Source organism: Niveispirillum sp. BGYR6 (genome assembly GCF_027568365.1).
Lineage (GTDB): Bacteria > Pseudomonadota > Alphaproteobacteria > Azospirillales > Azospirillaceae > Niveispirillum.
In genome coordinates, this window is record NZ_JANLNL010000010.1 from 139,128 (window position 1) to 159,991 (window position 20,864).

At 63.8% G+C, this 20,864-nt stretch carries 13 protein-coding genes; 4 read left to right on the plus strand and 9 right to left on the minus strand.

Annotation, left to right across the window (positions count from 1 at the left end):
- Window positions 1-4 precede the first annotated feature (4 nt).
- From PCJ49_RS19080 to PCJ49_RS19120, 9 genes are all read right to left on the minus strand, one after another.
- On the minus strand, window positions 5-3,142 hold the full coding sequence (locus PCJ49_RS19080) for an efflux RND transporter permease subunit (RefSeq protein WP_269912337.1): 3,138 nt from the start codon (window positions 3,140-3,142) through the stop codon (window positions 5-7).
- 15 nt (window positions 3,143-3,157) lie between these two features.
- Complete coding sequence (locus PCJ49_RS19085) at window positions 3,158-4,258, minus strand: efflux RND transporter periplasmic adaptor subunit (RefSeq protein ID WP_269912338.1); 1,101 nt, start codon at window positions 4,256-4,258, stop codon at window positions 3,158-3,160.
- Window positions 4,259-4,657: 399 nt separating this feature from the next.
- Complete coding sequence (locus tag PCJ49_RS19090; protein ID WP_089289529.1) at window positions 4,658-5,320, minus strand: hypothetical protein; 663 nt, start codon at window positions 5,318-5,320, stop codon at window positions 4,658-4,660.
- Window positions 5,321-5,450: 130 nt separating this feature from the next.
- A complete protein-coding gene (locus tag PCJ49_RS19095; protein WP_269912339.1) occupies window positions 5,451-7,106 on the minus strand; it encodes an OFA family MFS transporter in 1,656 nt (551 codons plus the stop codon).
- Between the two features lie 95 nt (window positions 7,107-7,201).
- On the minus strand, window positions 7,202-7,417 hold the full coding sequence (locus PCJ49_RS19100; RefSeq protein WP_269912340.1) for a formate dehydrogenase subunit delta: 216 nt from the start codon (window positions 7,415-7,417) through the stop codon (window positions 7,202-7,204).
- A complete protein-coding gene (gene fdhD, locus PCJ49_RS19105; RefSeq protein ID WP_269912341.1) occupies window positions 7,407-8,174 on the minus strand; it encodes a formate dehydrogenase accessory sulfurtransferase FdhD in 768 nt (255 codons plus the stop codon). Before fdhD ends, PCJ49_RS19100 begins: the two co-directional genes overlap by 11 nt.
- Window positions 8,175-8,236: 62 nt before the next feature.
- Complete coding sequence (fdhF, locus tag PCJ49_RS19110; protein ID WP_269912342.1) at window positions 8,237-11,098, minus strand: formate dehydrogenase subunit alpha; 2,862 nt, start codon at window positions 11,096-11,098, stop codon at window positions 8,237-8,239.
- 196 nt (window positions 11,099-11,294) lie between these two features.
- Window positions 11,295-12,866, minus strand: a complete 1,572-nt coding sequence (locus PCJ49_RS19115; RefSeq protein ID WP_269912343.1) for an NADH-quinone oxidoreductase subunit NuoF — start codon at window positions 12,864-12,866, stop codon at window positions 11,295-11,297.
- A complete protein-coding gene (locus tag PCJ49_RS19120) occupies window positions 12,863-13,348 on the minus strand; it encodes a formate dehydrogenase subunit gamma (protein WP_269912344.1) in 486 nt (161 codons plus the stop codon). The genes PCJ49_RS19115 and PCJ49_RS19120 overlap by 4 nt, the downstream gene beginning before the upstream one ends.
- Before the next feature lie 241 nt (window positions 13,349-13,589).
- On the opposite strand from PCJ49_RS19120, the gene PCJ49_RS19125 reads away from it, so the two are divergent.
- The 4 genes from PCJ49_RS19125 (at window position 13,590) to PCJ49_RS19140 (ending at window position 20,861) form a co-directional block, all read left to right on the plus strand.
- Window positions 13,590-14,066, plus strand: a complete 477-nt coding sequence (locus PCJ49_RS19125) for a YchJ family protein (protein ID WP_089289536.1) — start codon at window positions 13,590-13,592, stop codon at window positions 14,064-14,066.
- 341 nt (window positions 14,067-14,407) lie between these two features.
- Window positions 14,408-14,581, plus strand: coding sequence for a hypothetical protein (locus PCJ49_RS19130; RefSeq protein WP_160106008.1), 174 nt, complete (start codon window positions 14,408-14,410; stop codon window positions 14,579-14,581).
- Window positions 14,582-14,607: 26 nt separating this feature from the next.
- The gene (gene hemH, locus PCJ49_RS19135) at window positions 14,608-15,651 is read left to right on the plus strand and encodes a ferrochelatase (RefSeq protein ID WP_269912345.1); all 1,044 of its coding nucleotides are present in this window, start codon (window positions 14,608-14,610) and stop codon (window positions 15,649-15,651) included.
- Between the two features lie 128 nt (window positions 15,652-15,779).
- Window positions 15,780-20,861, plus strand: a complete 5,082-nt coding sequence (locus PCJ49_RS19140; protein ID WP_269912346.1) for a hypothetical protein — start codon at window positions 15,780-15,782, stop codon at window positions 20,859-20,861.
- The last annotated feature ends 3 nt before the right edge of the window (window positions 20,862-20,864 follow it).

The following is a 20,864-nucleotide window of genomic DNA, read 5'->3' on the forward strand; positions in this document are numbered from 1 at the left end:
CGGATCAGCCCTCCCGGTTGGCGGCGTTTTCCTGCCGCTTCGACCGGTTCAAACGAAGGACCAGCTTCTCCACCACCACGAAGAAGATGGGCACGAAGAAGATAGCCAGCAGGGTGGCGGAGATCATGCCGCCGACCACGCCGATACCGATGGCGTTCTGGCTGCCCGAGCCGGCGCCCGAGGCAATCGCCAGCGGCGTCACACCCAGCACGAAGGCCAGCGAGGTCATCAAGATCGGCCGCAGGCGCTGGCGCGCCGCCTCCAGTGTGGCGGGGATCAGGTCCATCCCCTTCTCATAATATTCCTTGGCGAATTCCACGATCAGGATCGCATTCTTCGCCGACAGGCCAATGGTGGTGAGCAGGCCGACCTGGAAATAGATGTCATTGGGCAAGCCGGTCAGGGTGGCCGCAACCACCGCCCCCAACACACCCAGCGGCACCACCAGCATCACCGACACCGGGATGGCCCAGCTTTCATAGAGAGCCGCCAGGCAGAGGAAGACGACCAGCAGCGAGATGGCATAGAGCGCCGGGGCCTGCGAGCCGGAAAGACGTTCCTCGTAAGACAGGCCCGTCCAGGCCAGCCCGATGCCGGGCGGCAGCTTGGCAACAATCTCCTCTACCGCCGCCATGGCGGCACCCGAGGAATAGCCGCGCGCCGGCTCACCCTGGATGTTCATCGCCGAGTTACCCTGGAAACGCTCCAGACGCACGGGGCCATGGATCCATTCAGCCTTGGCGAAGGCCGAGAACGGCACCATCTCGCCCTTTGCGTTGCGGACATGCAGCAGATTGATGTCCTGGGGCAACATGCGGAACTGGGCTTCGGCCTGCAGGTAGACGCGCTTGACGCGACCCCGGTCGACGAAATCGTCGATATAGGCCGAACCCCACATGTTGCTGAGCGTGCTGTTGACATCGGCGAGATTGAGCCCCAGGGCGGCGGCCTTCACCTTGTCGATATCGACCTTCAACTGGGCAGCATCTTCCATGCCATTGGGGCGGACATTGGCCAATGCGGGATTCTTGGCGGCCATGCCCAGGAACATGTTGCGGGCTTCAAGCAGTTTGGCATGGCCAACACCGCCTTGATCGATCAATTGCAGGTCAAAGCCGGTGGCATTACCCAGTTCCAACACCGCCGGCGGGGTGAAGGCAAAGGCCAGTGCGTCCTTGATGGTCATCATGAAGGCGCCCATGGAACGCATGGCGATGGCCTGGGCACGGCCTTCCTTATTACCGCGCTCCTTCCAGTCCTTCAGGTTCACGAACACCAAGGCGGTATTCTGCCCCTGGCCGGAGAAGGAGAAGCCGGTGATGGAGAAGACGCCGTTGATATACTGCTTCTCCTGCCCCAGCAAATAATCCTCCACCTTCTTCACCGCTTCCAGGGTGCGTTCCTGGGTGGAACCGGAAGGCGTCATCACCTGGGCGAAAATGATGCCCTGGTCTTCTTCGGGCAGGAAGGAGCTGGGCAGCCGGGTGAACAGCACCGCCAGACCGCCAACAATGGCAACGAAGAGCAGCAGGTAGCGCACCGGCCGGTTCACCAGCCGGTCGGTAACCGAGACATAGCGGCGGTTGCTGCGGTCGAAGGTCCGGTTGAACCAGCCGAAGAAGCCTTTACGCTCATGATGCGCCTGGCTTTTCAGGATGGTGGCGCACATTGCCGGGGTCAGCACGATGGCCACCATCACCGACAGCGCCATGGCAGACACAATGGTGATGGAGAACTGGCGATAGATCACACCGGTGGAGCCGGGGAAGAAGGCCATCGGCACGAACACCGCCGACAGCACCATGGCAATACCCACCAGGGCGCCGGTGATCTGTTGCATGGATTTGCGGGTGGCTTCGCGGGCGGAAAGCCCCTCCTCCGCCATCACGCGTTCGACATTTTCCACCACGACGATGGCATCATCCACCAGCAGGCCGATGGCCAGCACCACGCCGAACAGGGTGAGGGTGTTGATGGTGAAGCCGAACGCCGCCAGAATACCGAACGTCCCCAGCAACACCACCGGCACCGCAATGGTGGGAATAAGGGTGGCGCGGAAGCTCTGCAGGAACAGGTACATCACCAGGAAGACCAGCACCACGGCTTCGCCCAGGGTCTTCACCACCTCATGGATGGAGAGCTTGACGAAGGGCGTCGTCTCGAACGGATAGGCCACATCGACCCCGGCCGGGAAGGACGGGCGCAGCGTCTCAATCTCTGCCTTTACAGCCTCTGCCGTGCCCAGTGCATTGGCGCCGGTGGCAAGGTTGATGGCAAGGCCGGCCGCCGGCATCCGGTTATAGCGGGACACGAAGTCGGAATTTTCCGCCCCCAGTTCCACATGCGCCACATCGCGCAGATGGACCGTGGAGCCGTCCGTATTGGTGCGCACCAGGATGGTGCCGAATTCCTCCGGCGTCTGCAGGCGCGACTGGGCGGTGATGGTGGCGTTCAGCTGCTGGCCCTTGGGCGAGGGCGTGCCACCGATCTGGCCAGCGGAGACCTGAGCATTCTGCGCCTTGATAGCGGCCGAAACCTCCGCCACGGTCAGGCCGTAGCTGGTCATCTTGTTCGGGTCCAGCCAGATGCGCATCGCATAGGAGGAGCCGAAAACCTGGATGCTGCCCACGCCATTGACGCGGCTGATCGGATCCTGGATGCGCGAGGCGACAAAATCGCCGATATCGGCATCGTTCAACCGCCCGTCCGTGGAAACAAACGCTGCCACCATCAGGAAGCTGGCCGACGACTTGGCCACCACCACGCCGCGCTGCTGCACCTCTGACGGCAAGCTGGCGAGCGCCGGCTGCACCTTGTTCTGCACCTGCACCTGGGCAATATCGCCATTGGTGCCGGCATTGAAGGTCAGGTTGATGGAAACGGTACCGGTGCTGTCACTGGTGGAGGAGATGTACCGCAGATTATCGATGCCCTTCAGGTTCTGTTCGATAACCTGGGTCACCGTGCGTTCCAGCGTCTCCGCCGAAGCACCAGGGTAAGAGGTGGTAACCGAAATGGTCACCGGCGCGATGGCCGGATATTGTTCGATCGGCAGGCGCATGATCGAAAGCGCGCCCGCCAACATGACGATAATCGCGAGCACCCAGGCGAAGACCGGGCGATCGATGAAGAATTTTGCCATGATGCGGCGCTCCGATCAGTGGGCCTGGCCCTGGGGTGCAGCACCGGCGGCAGGGGCGGTCGGCTTCTGGCCGGCGGGTACGGGCTTCACCTCCGCACCGGGGGCCGTCTTCAGCACCCCTTCGGTGATGATCCGTTCATTGGCGGCCAGGCCCTTGGTCACCAGCCACTGGTCACCGACAGCCTGACGGGTTTCAACCGGGCGCATCTGCACCTTGTTGTCTGCCCCCACCACCATGGCGATAGCAGCACCACCGGCAACGCGCTGGATGCCGACCTGCGGCGCCAGGATGGCGTCAGCCATCACACCCTGTTCCACACGGGCACGCACGAACATGCCGGGCAGCAGTTCCTGGCGCGGATTGGGGAAGGTGGCGCGCAGGGTCACCATGCCCGTCGTCTGATCGACGGTGACTTCATAGAAATCCAGCGTGCCGGCCTCGGCATATTCGCTGCCATCGGGCATCAGCAGGGTGACCCGCAGCTTGCCGCCTTCGGGCATGGAAAGCTGGCCATTGGCGATCTGCCGGCGAAGCGCGGAAATCTCTTCCGCCGACTGGGTCAGATCGACATAGACCTTGGACAGGTCGGTGATGTTGGTCAGCATGTCCGCCTGACCGGCGGTGACCAGGGCGCCCTCGGTAAAGCGCGACCGGCCGATGCGGCCGGAAATCGGCGCATTCACTTCCGTATAGCCAAGATTGATCCGCGCCGTTTCCAGCGCGGCCTTGGCAGAGGCAATCGCCGCTTCCTGCTGGCCCAGCAGGGCGACGACATCGTCATAATCCTGCTGGCTGACGCCGCGCACGCGCACCAGTTCACGGTAACGCTCCGCCTTGGCGCGGGTGGCAACCGCCTGGGCCTGGGCGCTTTTCAGTTTGGCCTCAGCCTCAGCGGCAGCCGCCTTATAGGTAGCCGGATCAATCTGATAGAGCGCCTGGCCGGCCTGGACAGTGCTGCCCTCCTCAAACAGGCGCTTCTTGATGATGCCACCCACCTGCGGTCGCACCTCGGACACCTGGAAGGCGGTGATACGGCCGGTCAGTTCCGTGGTCAGCGTATAGGGTTTGGCCGACAGGGTGACCACCCCCACTTCCGCTGGTCCCATCGGACCCATGGCATGCTGTTCCTTGCCGCAGGCGGTCAGTAACAGCAGGACGCTACCGAGCGCGAGCGGCCCTTTGAGACGGGAGAGGGTGGGCATGGTGCAGTGATCCCCAGTGATCGGTCGTTCTCCGCGCCGGACGCGCGGTTGTCAAATTACATCCGATGGCGGATGTATCATGCATCCGGCAACACAGGTAGATTTCTTTGCGCTGCCGACCCTATCACCATGGCGATAGGCCGGGCGGAAAGATACTGTACTGACGGGTACATTTCTGTACCGGCACTTATGGGTTCAAATGCAAACAGCCTCTGTGATCCGGCTCACAGAGGCTGTTGATTTTTAACGCGCCGCACAATTTCGTTTTAAAACAAACGCTTGATATCCCCCAACCAGTAAGGATACCCCGGATCAGAAACCGCCATCGATACGGTAGATATCGGGGGCGGTCGGCTTTTCAACATAGGAGAGCCGCAGATTCGCCCCCTTCACCACCGGTTGGGCATTGGGCTTGTCGGCCTTTTCCGTGATCAGGCCCAGCACCAGTTCCGTCAGGCGGCCCTGGTTATCCTTGCCCTGAAACACCAGCACATTGTCGCCATCCAGCGGGTGGTTCAACACCAGCGTATCGGGCTTATAGCCCTGATCGGTAAGGAAATTACGCAGGGCGTTGGCGGCGGAGACGATATTTTCGGCCTTGGTGTCCGAACCCGCTTCCCGTCCCCAGATGACATTGACGCGGAACAGCTTTTTGGATTTGTAGCCCATGATATAGGCGACCACGCCCACGCCGCTGTCCGGCAGCAGATCCTTGACCTTGATCAGCAGGGCCGTAGTGCGTTCCGATGGGTCTTCCACCTTCTGCACCGCGTCACCGGTCAGGTTGAAATCCTTGGCGATGGCTTTGCGCAGCTCTTCCTCATTCATGCCGAAGCGGGCATTGCGGAAGCCCTCTACCTTGGCCTGCTTGGTCTGGCCAGCGGGGGCGGCAGGGCTGGTCTGCGCCTGGGCCAGGGTGGGGGCCGCGACCAGCACCATCCCCAACAGCAGCGAAGCGGCAAAACGCGCGAACATGGAACCCTCATGGCAGGAATTGGCTTTGCACCCTGTTCTATCGCCAGTTCCGCCGAATGACGATGCTTTTCCACATCCTTACCGCTTGGGGGCAGGTACCGGGTTCCCGTCGGCACCTGCCCCCAACTACTCAATGAAACAGCACGGCCGCCTTTTGCAGGGTGACCCAGACACCCCAGAGGATGGGGATACCGACCGCCAGCCAGGCCAATGCCGCCCTGCCGTCCAGACCGCCCTTGCCAATGCCGAAGGAACCGGTCACCTGCTGGGCGGCCGCGGCGCGGGCGGAGGCCTGCAGGGCCGCCACTTCGCTGTCGGGCATGAACCATTTCTCCGCCAACGGCCGCACGGCCAGATTGGCCAGCAGCCCCAACACCAGCATCCCGGCCAGGATATACATGGTGAAATCATAGACCTGATCGCGCGGCACCCCGGCATCGATCTGGGCTTCGCGGATGAAGGTAACGACGAACGGGCCGATAATGCCCGCCGTGGCCCAGGCCGTCAGCAGGCGGCCATGGATGGCGCCCACGAACTGGGTACCGAAAATATCCGCCAGATAGGCCGGGATGGTGGCAAAGCCGCCGCCATACATGGACAGGATGATGCAGAAGAAGGCGACGAACAGGGCGACAGAACCGGCATGGGCCGCCCAGGGGGCCAGCCCATAGAGAACGATGCCGAGCGCGAAGAAGGTGAAGTAAGTCGCCTTGCGGCCGATCTTGTCCGACAGCGAGGCCCAGAAGAAGCGGCCACCGATATTGAACAGCGACAGCAGGCCAGTGAAGCCGGCGGCAATGGCCGCCACCGCCTTGCGCTGGCTTTCATCCAGGGCATTGAAGCCCACATCCGGCGCGCCGATCAGCGAACCAGCGAAAATTTCCTGCAGCATGGGCGAGGCCATGCCGATCACGCCGATACCGGCAGAGACATTCAGGCAGAGCACCGCCCAGATCAGCCAGAACTGCTTGGTTTTATGGGCATCACGCAGATGCACATGGCCATGGGTGATCATAACCTTACCGCTTGGGGGCGGTGCGGCCCAGCCATCCGGGCGCCAGCCGGCCGGCGGAATGCGATACCCAAAGGCCCCGGCCACCATGAACACGAAATAGCCGGCCGCCATCACCAGGAAGGTCTGCCACACGCCCACGCTGGTGGGGCTGCGGAACATGTTCATCAGAATGTCGGCCAGCGGCGCGCCGATCATCGCCCCGCCGCCAAAGCCCATGATGGCCATGCCGGTGGCCATGCCGCGCCGGTCGGGGAACCATTTCACCAGGGTGGAGACCGGCGAGATATAGCCAAGCCCCAGCCCGATCCCGCCAATGACGCCGGAGCCCAGCCACATCAGCCAGAGTTGATGGGTCATGATCCCGAAGGCAGCGATCACCATGCCGCCACACCAGCAAAGGGCGGAGACAAAGGCGGCCTTGCGGGGCCCGACCTTTTCCAGCCAGCCGCCCCACACGGCCGCCGAACAGCCCAGGAAGACGAAGAACAAGGTGTACATGATCGACAGGTCGGCCACCCGCCAGTCGCAACTGGTGGTGAACAGGGCCGAAAGGACATTCAGGTCCGTACAGGCGACCGGGGCCGTGACGCCCAGCGCCCGGCTGAGCGGTAGCCAGAAGACGCTGAAACCATAGGCCATGCCGATGCACAGATGCACGGCCAGGGCTGCCGGTGGCACCAGCCAGCGGTTGAATCCGGGCTGGGCAATGATGCGCTGCTTATCCAGCAGGCCCACGCCATCCGCATCTAAAGGGGGATTGGCAGCACTCATCCTTTTCACGCCTCCTGTTCCAGTTTCCTGCCTGTTCAGTCACTTGCGGCCGGCGCTTATAGCGCACCGTGCTGGGGGCGCGAGGTGCCAAAACCTCACGCCTGTATGCGCAGACTTTCCAATGCCTGGCGCACCAGCGGGTCCAGCCCCTGTCCACCCGCATCCAGATGCGCCAGAATTGTCTGGCGCATCCGGGGATCCCAGAAGCTGCGAATATGGTCGGCGATGCCAGCGGCGGCCTGGTCGCCGGGTTGGGTGGCGAAGAATTTGCCGATCTGGTTGGCCATGCTGACCAGCTTGTCAGGCGACATCGGCCTTTGCCTTTCCGTCAATACGATTTGGATGGGTGAACAGCTCAAACTCCGGGCCACGCACGATGGCGGCCAGGGTGATGCCAGCCTGTTCAGCCAGCCGCACGGCGAGCGCCGTGGGGGCGGAAATGGCGGCGATGACAGGTGCGCCGATACTGGCCGCCTTCTGCACCATTTCAACCGATACCCGGCTGGTCAGCAGCAGGATGCCGGCAGCCGGGGAGATACCGGCGCGTGCCAGGGCGCCGGCCAGCTTGTCCAGCGCGTTATGCCGCCCGACATCCTCCCGCACGGCAACGATGCCGGTATTGGCGGTCCAGAAGGCGGCGGCATGAACGGCGCGGGTCTGCTGGTTCAGCGGCTGCAGCGCCGCCAGTTGCGCCATGGCGTTTGTCAGTTGGGTCGGGGTGAAACGGGGCTGTGCCGTCACCACCGGCAGGGCGCGGTTGGCTTCCGCCAAACTCTCAATCCCGCACAAGCCACAGCCGACAGGACCGGCCAGCCGCCGCCGCCTTCTTTCCGCCCGTGCCGCCGCCGCCGGTTCCAGCCACAGGCGCAGGTTCACGCCATCCGGAACCGGCACCAGCTCCAGTTCCCGGATGGCGGATGGCTGATCGATGATGCCTTCGGTCAGGCTGAAACCGACCGCGAAATCCTCCAGGTCTGCCGGGCTCGCCATCATCACCGCATGGGCGGCCCCGTCATAGCTGAAGGCGACCGGTGTTTCCTCGGCCAGATGGCGTTGATGCGGCTGCATTTCCCCCGCCCGCCACGCCTGACCGGGGGTTATCCTTACGGCTTGGGGGAGAGGTTGATCACTCATTCCGCCGCACTCACGTGGCCGGAAATGCGGCGCGACAGGTCGGCATGGGCCTGATAGCGCTCCTGCCAGTCAGAGGGGCCATTGCTGGGCGATACCTGCACCGCCGTCACCTTATATTCCGGGCAATTGGTCGCCCAATCGGAATAGTCGGTGGTGACGACATTGGCCTGGGTCATCGGGTGGTGGAAGGTGGTGTAGACGACACCCGGTGCCACCCGGTCGGTGATCAGCGCCCGCAGCGTCGTCTCCCCCGCCCGGCTCTGCAGCCGTACCCAATCCCCGTCGCGCACGCCGCGCTGTTCGGCATCATGCGGGTGGATTTCCAGCCGATCTTCCTGATGCCAAACGGTATTGGCCGTGCGCCGTGTCTGCGCGCCGACATTATATTGCGACAGGATGCGCCCGGTGGTGAGCAGCAGGGGGAAGCGTGGGCCCGTCTTCTCGTCGGTCGGGATATATTCGGTAATGACGAACTTGCCCTTGCCACGGGCGAAGCCGCCAATATGCATGACGGGCGTGCCTTCCGGGGCCTTGTCGTTGCAGGGCCATTGCACCGATCCCAGTTCCTCCAGCTTGGCGTAAGACACGCCCTTGAAGCTGGGGGTGACGGCGGCAATCTCGTCCATGATCTCCGCCGGGTGCTTGTAATTCATCGGGAAACCCATGGCATTGGCGATGGCCACGGTGATTTCCCAATCCGCCAGCCCCGGCCCGCCGGCCCCATTGCGCGGCGGCATCACCTTGCGCACGCGATTGATGCGGCGTTCGGCGTTGGTGAAGGTGCCGTCTTTCTCCAGGAAAGTGCTGCCGGGCAGGAAGACATGGGCGTAATTCGCCGTCTCGTTCAGGAACAGATCCTGCACCACCACACATTCCATCGCCGACAGGCCAGCGGCGACATGGGTGGTGTTGGGATCGGATTGAACGATATCCTCCCCTTGCACATACAGCCCCTTGAAGCTGCCACCGACGGCGGCATCCAGCATGTTGGGGATGCGCAGGCCCGGTTCATTATCCAGGGTCACACCCCAGAGATTTTCAAACATCTCCCGCGTCGCATCGTCCGCCACATGGCGGTAGCCTGACATTTCATGCGGGAACGACCCCATGTCGCAGGCCCCCTGCACATTATTCTGCCCGCGCAGCGGGTTCACCCCCACCCCTTCCCGGCCCAGATTGCCGGTGGCCATGGCCAGATTGGCAATGGCCATCACGGTGGTGGAGCCCTGGCTATGCTCGGTCACGCCCAAGCCGTAATAAATCGCCCCATTGCCGCCCGTGGCATAGAGCCGGGCGGCACCGCGCAGATGCTCCGCCGGCACACCGGTATATTGTTCCACCGCCTCCGGGCTGTGGCGCGGGTCGGAGACGAAATCCGCCCAATCGGTGAACTCCTCCCAATCGCAGCGTTCACGCACGAACGCTTCATTCACCAGCCCTTCGGTGACGATGACATGGGCCATAGCCGTCAGCACCGCCACATTGGTGCCGGGACGCAACGGCAGATGGAAATACGCTTCCACATGCGGCTGGCGCACCAGATCAATCCGGCGCGGATCAATGACGATCAGCTTGGCCCCCTGGCGCAACCGCTTTTTCAGGCGGGAGCCGAAGACGGGATGCCCATCGGTGGGGTTGGCCCCGATCACCACCACCACATCGGCGTGCTCCACGGAGTCAAAATCCTGCGTACCGGCAGAGGTGCCAAACGCCGTCTTCAACCCATAGCCGGTGGGGGAATGGCAGACGCGGGCGCAGGTATCGACATTATTATTGCCGAAACCACCCCGGATCAGCTTCTGCACCAGATAGGTTTCTTCATTGGTGCAGCGGGACGAGGTGATGCCGCCAATGGCATTGCGGCCATATTGGCCCTGCAGGCGCTTGAATTCAGATGCCACATGGGAAATCGCCTGATCCCAGGTCACTTCCTGCCAGGGATCGTTGATCTTCGCCCGCAGCATCGGCTTCAGGATACGTTCCTTATGCGTGGCATAGCCCCAGGCAAAGCGGCCTTTGACGCAGGAATGGCCCCGGTTGGCCTTGCCATCCTTATAGGGGACCATGCGCACCAGTTCGGTCCCGCGCATTTCCGCCTTGAAGGAACAGCCAACCCCGCAATAGGCGCAGGTGGTGACGACGGAATGTTCAGGCTGGCCGATCTCGATCACCGATTTTTCGATCAGCGTCGCCGTGGGGCAGGCCTGTACGCAGGCCCCACAGGATACGCAATCCGATGACAGAAAATCCTGCCCCGCCCCGGCATTCACCTTGGACGCAAAACCCCGGTCGGCAATGGACAGCGCAAAGGTACCCTGCACCTCCTCACACGCCCGCACGCAGCGGGCGCAGACGATGCATTTGCTGGGATCGAAGGTGAAATAGGGGTTGCTGGTATCCTTTTCCTGGCCCAGATGGGTTTCAACCTCATTGCCATAGCGCACTTCCCGCAAGCCCACAGCACCGGCCATATCCTGCAATTCGCAATCGCCATTGGCGGCACAGGTCAGGCAATCCAGCGGATGGTCGGAGATATAAAGCTCCATCACCCCACGCCGCAGCTTGGCCAGCTTCGGCGTCTGCGTCGCCACCTTCATGCCGGGCGCGACAGGCGTGGTGCAGGAAGCGGGGGTGCCGTTGCGCCCCTCAATCTCCACCAGACAGAGCCTGCAGGAACCATAGGCATCCAGCATGTCGGTGGCACAGAGTTTCGGCACCTGGATGCCGGCATCCATGGCCGCCCGCATCACCGATGTGCCTTCCGGCACGCTGATGTCCACCCCGTCAATGGTCAGGCTGACCATGCTCTCCGACTTGGACCTGGGCGTGCCATAGTCGATCTCGTGGATCAGGGTCATGGGTTCCTCCGGGGGTGGGGGCAGGCGTGGGAATGAGGTGAGCTTGTTTCAGCACATTGCGTTTTTGCTGCCTCCCCCGCGAAAGCGGGGGTCCAGGGGCCAAGTGCACCGAAGCGTTGGTTCTTGTGGCCCCTGGTTCCCCGCTTTCGCGGGGAAGGCATGGAATAAGGGATGTTGATGGGGGCGCTCATCCCCCCTACTCCGCCGCCGCCGCATGACGCCGCCGGAAATCCTCCGGGTAATGGCGCACGGCACTCAACACCGGATAGGGGGTGAAGCCGCCCAGCGCGCAGAGCGAGCCGAACTTCATCGTGGCGCAGAGATCTTCCAGCAGGGCCAGATTGGCATCGACATCGCGGCCCGCCATGATCTTTTCCACCACCTCCCGCCCCCGGGTGGAGCCGATGCGGCAGGGGGTGCATTTGCCGCAGGATTCAATGGCGCAGAATTCCATGGCGAAACGCGCCTGCGCCGCCATGTCCACGCTGTCATCAAACACCACAATCCCGCCATGGCCGATCAGGCCATCACGCTGGGTAAACGCCTCATAATCATAGGGTGTGTCGAACAGCATCGGCGGGAAATAGGCGCCCAGCGGGCCGCCGCACTGCACCGCCTTGACCGGGCGACCGGTGGCGGTGCCATCGCCGATGCCTTCAACGATTTCACCCAGCGTCACGCCGAACGCCGTTTCATACAGCCCGCCATGGCGGACATTGCCGGCGATCTGGATTGGCATGGTGCCGCGTGAACGTCCCATGCCGAAATCGGCATAATAGGCCGCCCCTTCCGCCAGGATCACCGGCACGGTGGCCAGCGAGATCAGGTTGTTGATCACGGTCGGCTGGCCGAACAGGCCCTTATGCGCCGGCAGCGGTGGCTTGGCCCGCACCTGCCCGCGCTTGCCCTCCAGGCTTTCCAGCAGGGCGGTTTCCTCCCCGCAGACATAGGCCCCGGCACCAACGCGCAATTCCAGATCGAACGTGACGCCGCTGCCCAGAATATCGGCCCCCAGCCGCCCGGTACGGTAGGCTTCCGCAATGGCGGCGCGCATGGTGCGGTTGGCATGGGGATATTCGGAGCGGGAATAGATGTACCCCTTGGTCGCCCCGACCGCGATGCCGGCAATGCTCATGCCTTCGATCAGGCAGAACGGATCGCCCTCCATGATCATCCGGTCGGCGAAGGTGCCGCTATCGCCCTCATCCGCGTTGCAGACGATATATTTCTGCGGGGCCCTGGTGTCGGCCACCGTCTTCCATTTCACGCCGGTGGGAAAGCCGGCCCCACCGCGACCGCGCAGACCGGATTTTGTCACCGTCTCCACAATGGCCGCCGGGCCAATCGTCAAGGCGTGGCGCAGGCCCTTGTAACCGCCCGTCGCCTCATAATCGGACAGCGACAGCGGATCGACGATGCCGCAGCGGGCAAAGGTCAGCCGCGTCTGGCCCTTCAGCCAGGGATGATCCTCCATCCGGCCCAGCCGCAGCGGATGGGCGCCGCCCAGCAGAAAGCCGGCATTGAACAGGCCCGGCACATCATGCGGATTGACCGGGCCATAGGCGATGCGGCCGGCGGGTGTTTCCACCTCCACCAGCGTTTCCAGCCAGAACAGCCCGCGCGAGCCGGTACGAATGATGCTGATGGCTGTGCCATCGGCGGCGGCATGGCTGGTGATGGCCTTCACCACCCGCTCCGCCCCCACAGCCAATGCTGCCACGTCCTGCGGGATGAACAGCCGGATCGGCGATATCGGGGCGGTATTCATGCGCGCCGCGCCTCCTCAACAATGCCGGCCAGGCTTTCCGGGGTCAGCCTGCCATGCGGTTCGCCATCCACCAGGGCGGCGGGGGCCGTGGCGCAGAGGCCCAGGCAATAGACCGGTTCCACCGTCACCGACCCGTCCGGCGTGGTGCCGCCCCAATCAATGCCCAGCCGGCGCAGCAGGTGGCTGGCCGTATGCTCCCCCTTCATGGACTGGCACGCCTCTGCCCGGCAGAGCTTCACCACATGGCGGCCGGCGGGATCATGGCGGAAATCATGATAGAAGGTGATGACGCCATGCACCTCCGCCCGCGACAGGTTCAGCGCATCCGCCAGCAGCGGCACCGCCGGTTCGGGCACATGGCCGAACTCTTCCAGCAGCGCGTGCAGGATGGGCAACAGGGCGCCCGGCATCTGGGCATGGTCAGCAATAATCGCTTCCGCCCGGAACGGATCCCAGGTGGGGCGATGGGACGCGCTTGGCATCGGGGGCTGCCTTTCGTCTCAACATCGTTTCAGTTGAGAGAAACAGAGCCTTGCACGCGTTTCAACATAGCTGTCCCATGCTGCGATAGAACATTTCTATCAATAACCCGTTGTCGATCCAGAAACCCGACGGGGCGGCCGCCAGCCCGGGACCGCCCCTGCAAAGCCGGCACTGGCGGTGGGGCTGGCTTTGCGCTATCCCCTGTGCCCAGCCAAACCGGTTTTGTTCTTGAGACGTGACATGACGAATTGCCATTGCGGCTCCGGCCGCGCCTTTGATGAATGCTGCGGTCCTTACCTCTCGGGGGCGGCCGTGCCGCCGACGCCGGAAGCGCTGATGCGCTCGCGTTACTCTGCCTTCGCCACGGCCAATGTCGCCTATCTGGGTGAAACGCTGCTGCCGGGCACGCAGGATGATTTCGACGCCGAACAGGTGACGGAATGGGCGAAGAACAGCCAGTGGACCGGGCTGGAAGTGCGCTCCACCGCCGATGGCAAGGACGCCAATGAAGCCTATGTCGAGTTCGTCGCCAAGTTCATCATGGATGGCAAGGAACTGATTCACCATGAAACCGGCCGCTTCCAGAAGCAGGATGGCCGCTGGTGGTATGTGGATGGCATCATGGGCCAGCGCCCGCGCACCGTGGTGAAGGTTGGCCGCAACGATCCCTGCATCTGCGGGTCGGGCAAAAAATACAAGAAGTGCTGCGGGGCCTAAGAGCCCGTCCGGAAAGTTTCACGCGATCTCAACGTCTTAAACGTCTTATCTTTAAACGCTCCCGTCACCCATGCTGCGGCCGGGGTCCAGAATCACAAGCGTTTTGCTCTACGAACTGGACCCCGGCCTTCGCCGGGGTGACGGGATTAAGACATTAACATGTTGAGAAAGAAGGAAAACTTTTCAGACGGACTCTAAGCCGTTCTGATCGCTCCCCGCCCCGGAAGGGGCGGGGAGCGATAACCCATCCCTATCACCCTGATCAGATCAATCGATTTCCCTATCGCCGGCGGTTCGGCCAGAATAACGACCAATCGGACATGTGATCGGGAGTTGATCCAATGCAACAGCGTAAATCCGCTGAGAAAGTCTTTCATGCCCTGCGTCAGCATGGGGCCGGCCTTGTGGCCAAAGGGGAACAGCTGATCATTGAAGGTTCAGCGCCAGCAGATATCTTGATGCAGGCGCATCGCCATCGGCGCACATTGCTGGCGATGGTGCGCATGAAAGCCTGACCTGCCCGGAACCCCCAAAGGATATCGTGCTGCAAGCCCCCTCCCCCCACCTGCCCGCCGGTCACCAGCCTGTAAAGACGCCGCGTGTCGGCGTATTGCTGATCAATCTCGGCACGCCGGAGGGCACCGATTACTGGTCGATGCGGCGCTATCTGTCGGAATTCCTCTCCGACCGGCGGGTGGTGGAAGTGCCGCGCCTGATCTGGCAGCCGATCCTGCAGGGCATCATCCTGACCTTCCGGCCGAAGAAGAGCGGCCATGCCTATGCCGGCATCTGGAACCGGGAACTGGATGAAAGCCCGCTGAAAACCCATACGCGCGAACAGGCACTGCTGCTTTCCGCCGCCATGGCGGCCCGCCATGGCGATGGCGTGGTGGTGGAATGGGGGATGCGCTATGGCCACCCCTCCACCGCCGCCGCCCTGGAACGGCTGACGGCGGCAGGGTGCGAACGCATTCTGCTGTTCCCGCTCTATCCGCAATATAGCGCCACCACCACGGCCACGGCCTGCGATCAGGCCTTCCGTGCCCTGATGGCCATGCGCCGCCAGCCGGCGCTGCGCACCGTGCCGACATATCATGATGAGCCGGCCTATATCAGCGCGCTGGCCACCAGCGTGCGCGACCATCTGGCCGGGCTGGACTGGACGCCCGATCTGCTGATCACCAGCTTCCATGGCCTGCCCAAGGCCTATCTGGAAAAGGGCGATCCCTATCATTGCTATTGCCTGAAGACGGCGCGGCTGTTGCGCGAAGAACTGGGCTGGACAGCGGACAAGCTGCGCTTTGCCTTCCAGTCCCGTTTTGGCCGCACCGAATGGCTGCAGCCCTATCTGGAACCGATGGTGAAGGCCCTGCCGGAACAGGGTGTGAAGAACCTTGCCATCATGGCCCCCGCCTTTGTCAGCGACTGTGTGGAGACGCTGGAGGAGGTCAACCAGGGCATTCGGGAGACATTCCTTACCGCTGGGGGGCAGAATTTCACCTATATTCCCTGCCTGAACAGCAGCCCCGCCCATATCGACCTGCTGGTCCGCCTGACCGAACGCGAATTGGGGGGCTGGGTATAGATCCCCACCACACAACCCCACGCCGATCCAACCCGGCAAAAATGATCGTGCACCGCGTGCCATTTCATGGCACGCGGTTTGCTTTATAAAGTTCCGGTTGGAAAATTCTTCAGGCGAAAGAAACGATAATGGCCACGACGATCACTCTGCCGAACTATACCGGTCCGGTCAGCGGCCTGACGCCGCAGAGAATGTCAACGTTGACGGCCACCCAGATCCGATCGTTCGATCTGGAGGATATCGGTTCCCTGACAAAGCCGCAGATTGCCGCCATTTCTGTCAGGCAAATCAGTGGCTTGACCACCGCCCACATCCAGGCATTGAACAGCAGCCAGATCGGTTTCACCGCAGCGCAACTGGCCGCCCTCAGCGATGATCAGTTCAAAGCCTTCGAGGCCGATGATTTCTCCGCCATGACGGTCAGCCAGATCCGCGGGTTGACCCCGCGGGAGGTGGCATTAATGACCCCTGAAAAAATTGCCGCCCTCTCCACCACCCAGGTGGCCGCACTGACGGCGCCGCAATTGAAGGCGATGTCCACCACGCAGATCGCCAGCTTCAGCACAGACCAGATCGGGGCGCTGACCAGCAGCCAGATCGCGGCCCTGTCCGGCGACCAGTTGAATGCGATGACGGCGGATCAGGTGGGGGCCCTGTCCACCAACCAGTTGAAGGGCCTGACCGCAGCACAGATGGCGTCGTTGAGCGACACCCAGCTGGAACGGTTGAGCCCGACCCAACTGGCCAGCCTGTCCACCGTGCAGGTCCGCAGCCTGACATTGACGCAGCTGAACAACTTGTCCGCCGCGCAATGGCAAAATTTCACCCCGGCCCAGATCGGCACCCTGACAACGGGACAGGTGAAGGGGCTGGATACAAACCTGCTGTCCAGCCTGCCGGAGGCACAGTTCAAGGGCTTTACCGCCAGCCAGCTGGCAGCATTGACCACCACCCAGGTTCAGGGCCTGTCCGGCGAACAGATCGGCAGCATGAGCCCGGCCCAGATGATGGGGCTGACCCAGGCCCAGCTGGGTGCCCTGACAGAAGGTCAGTTGGCGGCTTTCAGCCCCGGTCAGCTCTCCAAATTGTCGGTGGCCCAGGTGAAATGGCTGCCGGCGGAAAAAATGACCGCCCTGTCCCCCGACCAGGTGGCCGGACTGAACGGGGCGCAGATCAACGCACTGACCACCACCCAGTTCCAGAATCTCAGCGCCGACCAGATCGGCGTGCTGACCCCCGCCCAGATCGCCCAAATCGGCCCGGCCAAGCTGTCCAACCTGAATGATGAACGGCTGGCCGCCCTGACCGGCACCCAGCTGACGGCGCTGACCCCCTCCCAGGTGGCCGTGCTGACCACCACCCAGCTGGCCAGCCTGACCGATGATCAGTTCGGCAGCCTGGGCAAGGGCCAGCTGACCGCCCTGACGGCCAACCAGATCAAGGCCCTGCCGGAAGGGCGGGTCGCCATTTTGTCCACCACCCAGCTGGCCGCGCTGACGGCCCCGCAGGTGGGCGCCCTGACCAGCGGGCAGATCACGGCGCTGAGCCAGGATCAGCTGGCGGCATTGACCACGGTGCAGCTGCGCGCGCTGACCACCAGCCAGATCGGGATGCTGGCCGGCAACCAGCTTTCCGCGCTGAGTTCGACGCAGGTCGCCGCCCTCAACCCCGGCCAGGTACGGGGCGTCGCACCGGAACTGCTGGGCGGCCTGTCCACCACACAAGTGTCGGCCCTGACGCCGGCCCAGGTGGCCGCCATCTCCACCGACCAGATGACGGCGCTGACCGGCAGTCAGCTGGCGGCCATGTCCGCCACCCAGCTGCGCAGCTTCAGCGCCGCCCAGGTCGGCGCCATCACCGCCGAACAGATTGGCAGCATCGGCGGCGATGTGATGGCCAATCTGACGGCCGTGCAGCTGAAAGGCATGTCCAGCACCCAGACGGCGGCCCTGAACCAGACTCAGGTGGAAAGCCTGTCCCGCGCCCAGCTGGCCGGTTTCAACAACAGCGCCCTTTCCGGCTTCAGCAATGTGCAGCTGTCCTGGCTGTCCAGCACGCAGCTGGGCGGGTTGACGGCGGGGCAGATCGGCGCACTGAGCGATGGCCAGATCGCCGGCCTGACCGGCAGCTCCCTGGCCGGGCTGACCAACCAGCAGATCAAGGGCCTGACCACCCTGGCCATTGCCGCCCTGTCGCCCGATCAGCTGGCCGCCCTGACCAGCGAGCAGGTGGCCAGCCTCAGCACCACCCAGATCCGGGGATTGACGCCCGAGCAGGTGACGGCCCTCAACACCACCCAGATCGGCGGGCTGGCCGCCTCCAGCATCTCCAGCCTCAGCACCGCACAGGTGGCCGCCCTTTCCGGGGAACAGGTGGCCAGCCTGTCGGAAGTGCAGCTGAAGGCGCTGTCGGCCACCCAGATCGGCGCCATGCAGGGTGAGGATGTGGCCGCCCTGACCACCAGCCAGATGGCCCTGTTGAATTCCGGGCAGATCAAGGCGCTGACGGCCGACCAGATCGCCCGGCTGTCCGGCACGCAGATGGCGGCCCTGTCGACCACCCAGCTGTCGGCCCTTTCCTCCACCCAGATCAACGCCATCAGCGGGGAACAGCTGGCGGCCCTGTCGGCTACCCAGCTGGCCGGCCTAGCCGCCGGCCAGCTGGGCGGGCTGGCCCCGGAAAAGGTGGCACAGCTGACCCCCGCCCAGATCGGCGGCATGACGGTGGCCCAGGTCAAGAACTTGACGGTGACCCAGCTGAACAGCCTGAGCGAAAATCAGATCGGCGCACTGACGCCGGAGCAGCTGGCGGGGCTGAGCAACAGCCAGGTGGCGGGTGTCAGCAACGAATTCATGGGCCGCCTGACTGCCAGCCAGTTCGCCGGGCTGACAGCCGGCCAGTTTGGTGCCATGACGGCGGATCAGCTGAATTCCTTCAGCGATGAACGTTTTGCCGAAATCTCCGTCAGCCAGCTTTCCGGCCTGACGGCCACGCAGATCGGCAGCCTCAGCCAGACCCGCGTGGCCTCCATCGGGCAGGAACAGTTTGCCAGCCTCAGCGTGGGTCAGATTGGCGGGTTGAAGGCGGAACAGGTCGCCGTCTTGAACATCAACAATCTGAATGGCTTGAGCACGGTGAAGTTCGCCGCCCTGACGCCGGCGGCCATCAGTGGGCTGAACACCACCCAGATCACCAATCTGAGCCCGGAACTGCTGGCCGGCATGACGGCGCCCCAGCTGGCAGGGCTTTCTACCGACCAGTTCGCCCTGCTGTCGCCCGACCAGCTGGCCAGCCTGACCAACACGCAGATTTCCGGCCTGACAGCGGCACAGCTGGGGTCACTCAGCCCGGCGCAGCTGGCTGGGCTGACCCCGGCGCAGATGGCGGCCCTGCCCAATGCCGCCATCACCGGGTTGACCGGTGGCCAGATCACCGCGCTGACACCGCAGCAGATGGCCGGGCTGACGACAACGCAAATTGGCTTGTTCACACCCGACCAGATGAGCAAGTTGTCACCCGATCAGGTGGCCCAGCTGACCGTGCCGCAGCTGCAGGCGCTGTCCGCCACGCAGCTGGGCGCCATCGGTGCCGTCAGCCTGCCGATGTTGAGCCAGACGCAGCTGCAGGCCCTGGGCACCCGCCAGATCGCCGGCCTGTCCGCCGACCAGATCAATGCCCTGACGGCCAGCCAGATGCCCTGGCTCAGCACCGGCCAGCTGGGGGCCATCAGCAGCACGGCCGCTGCCGGGCTGCGCGGTGAACAGCTGGAAGCCCTGTCCAGCGCCCAGTTCGCCACGCTGTCCTCAGACCAGATGAAGGCGGTGTCACCCTCCCAGCTGGCAGCACTCAGCGATACGCGGCTGGCCCAGTTGAGCACCGGCCAGGTGAGCGGGCTGACCGCTGCCCAAGTCAACAGCTTCAGCACCACCCAGCTGGGGCTGATGGGCACCGGGCAGGTCAGCGCGCTGGGCACTGGTGTTATCGCCAGCCTGTCTGCCGGCCTGCTGAACGCGCTCAGCAGCACGCAGATGAGCGGGCTGACCGCTGCCCAGGTCGGCGCCCTCTCCCCGGCCCAGGTCGCCTCCCTGCAGACGGAAAAGCTGGGCGTGATTGTGGCCCAGCAGCTGCCTTCCCTGACAGCGGCCCAGCTTGGCGCCATGAGCCAGGCGCAAATCCAGTCGCTGGGCACCAGCGGCATCGCCGCCTTGTCCGCCACCCAGCTGGGCGGGTTGACCGCCAGCCAGGCCGGCGGCCTTTCCGCCAGCCAGATGCAGGCCCTGACCACCACGCAGGTGGCCGGGCTGTCCACCGGCTTCGTCAGCTCCATCGGCACAGTGCAGTTCGCCGCCTTGACCGGGACGCAGCTGAACGCCCTGTCCAGCGCCCAGGTGGGGGCGCTGTCCTCCGCCCAGGTCGGTGCCCTGACCTCCAGCCAGATCGGCCTGCTGAACGTGGCCCAGCTCAACCAGCTGAACGCCACGCAGCAGGCCGCCTTCAGCGGCACGCAATTGCAGGATCTCACCACCACGCAGGTGGCGGGGCTGTCCACCGGCTTCATCAGCCGGCTGACACCGGATCAGGTCAGCAACATGCTGACCAATCAGGTGCAGGCGCTCTCCCCCTCAGCACTGGGGGCCATTCCCGCCGCCAGCATCGGTTCCATCGGCACGGCCCAGCTGGGCGGCATATCCTCCACCCAGGTCAGCGGGTTGACCAGCGACCAGCTGCAGGCGCTGTCCAACACCCAGTTGCAGTCCCTGTCCACCAGCGCCATGCCGGGCCTGACCGGGCAGCAGCTTTCCGGCCTGCTGCGGGTGCAGCTGCGCGCCCTGGGCAGCGGCCAGGTGGCCGCCCTCACCGGCACGCAGATCGGCGGCATGGCACCCAGCCAGTTCGCCAACTTCACCGCGGCGCAGATGCAGTCGCTGACCGGCAGCCAGTTCAGCCAAGTGTCGTCGGCGCAGATCGCAGCGGTCGGCGTCAGTCAGTTCACCGCCTTGACCACCAGCCAGATCAGCCAACTGACGCCCCCGCAGCTGACCGGCCTGACCACGGATCAGGTGGCAGCGATGCCCAGCAGCCAGATCAGCGCCCTTTCCACCAGCCAGATCGAATCCATGTCGGAAAAGCAGGTGAAAGCCTTCACCTCTGCCCAACTGGATAGCATGACCAGCGCCCAGCGTCAGGCGGTGAACAATGCCCTGGCATAAGCC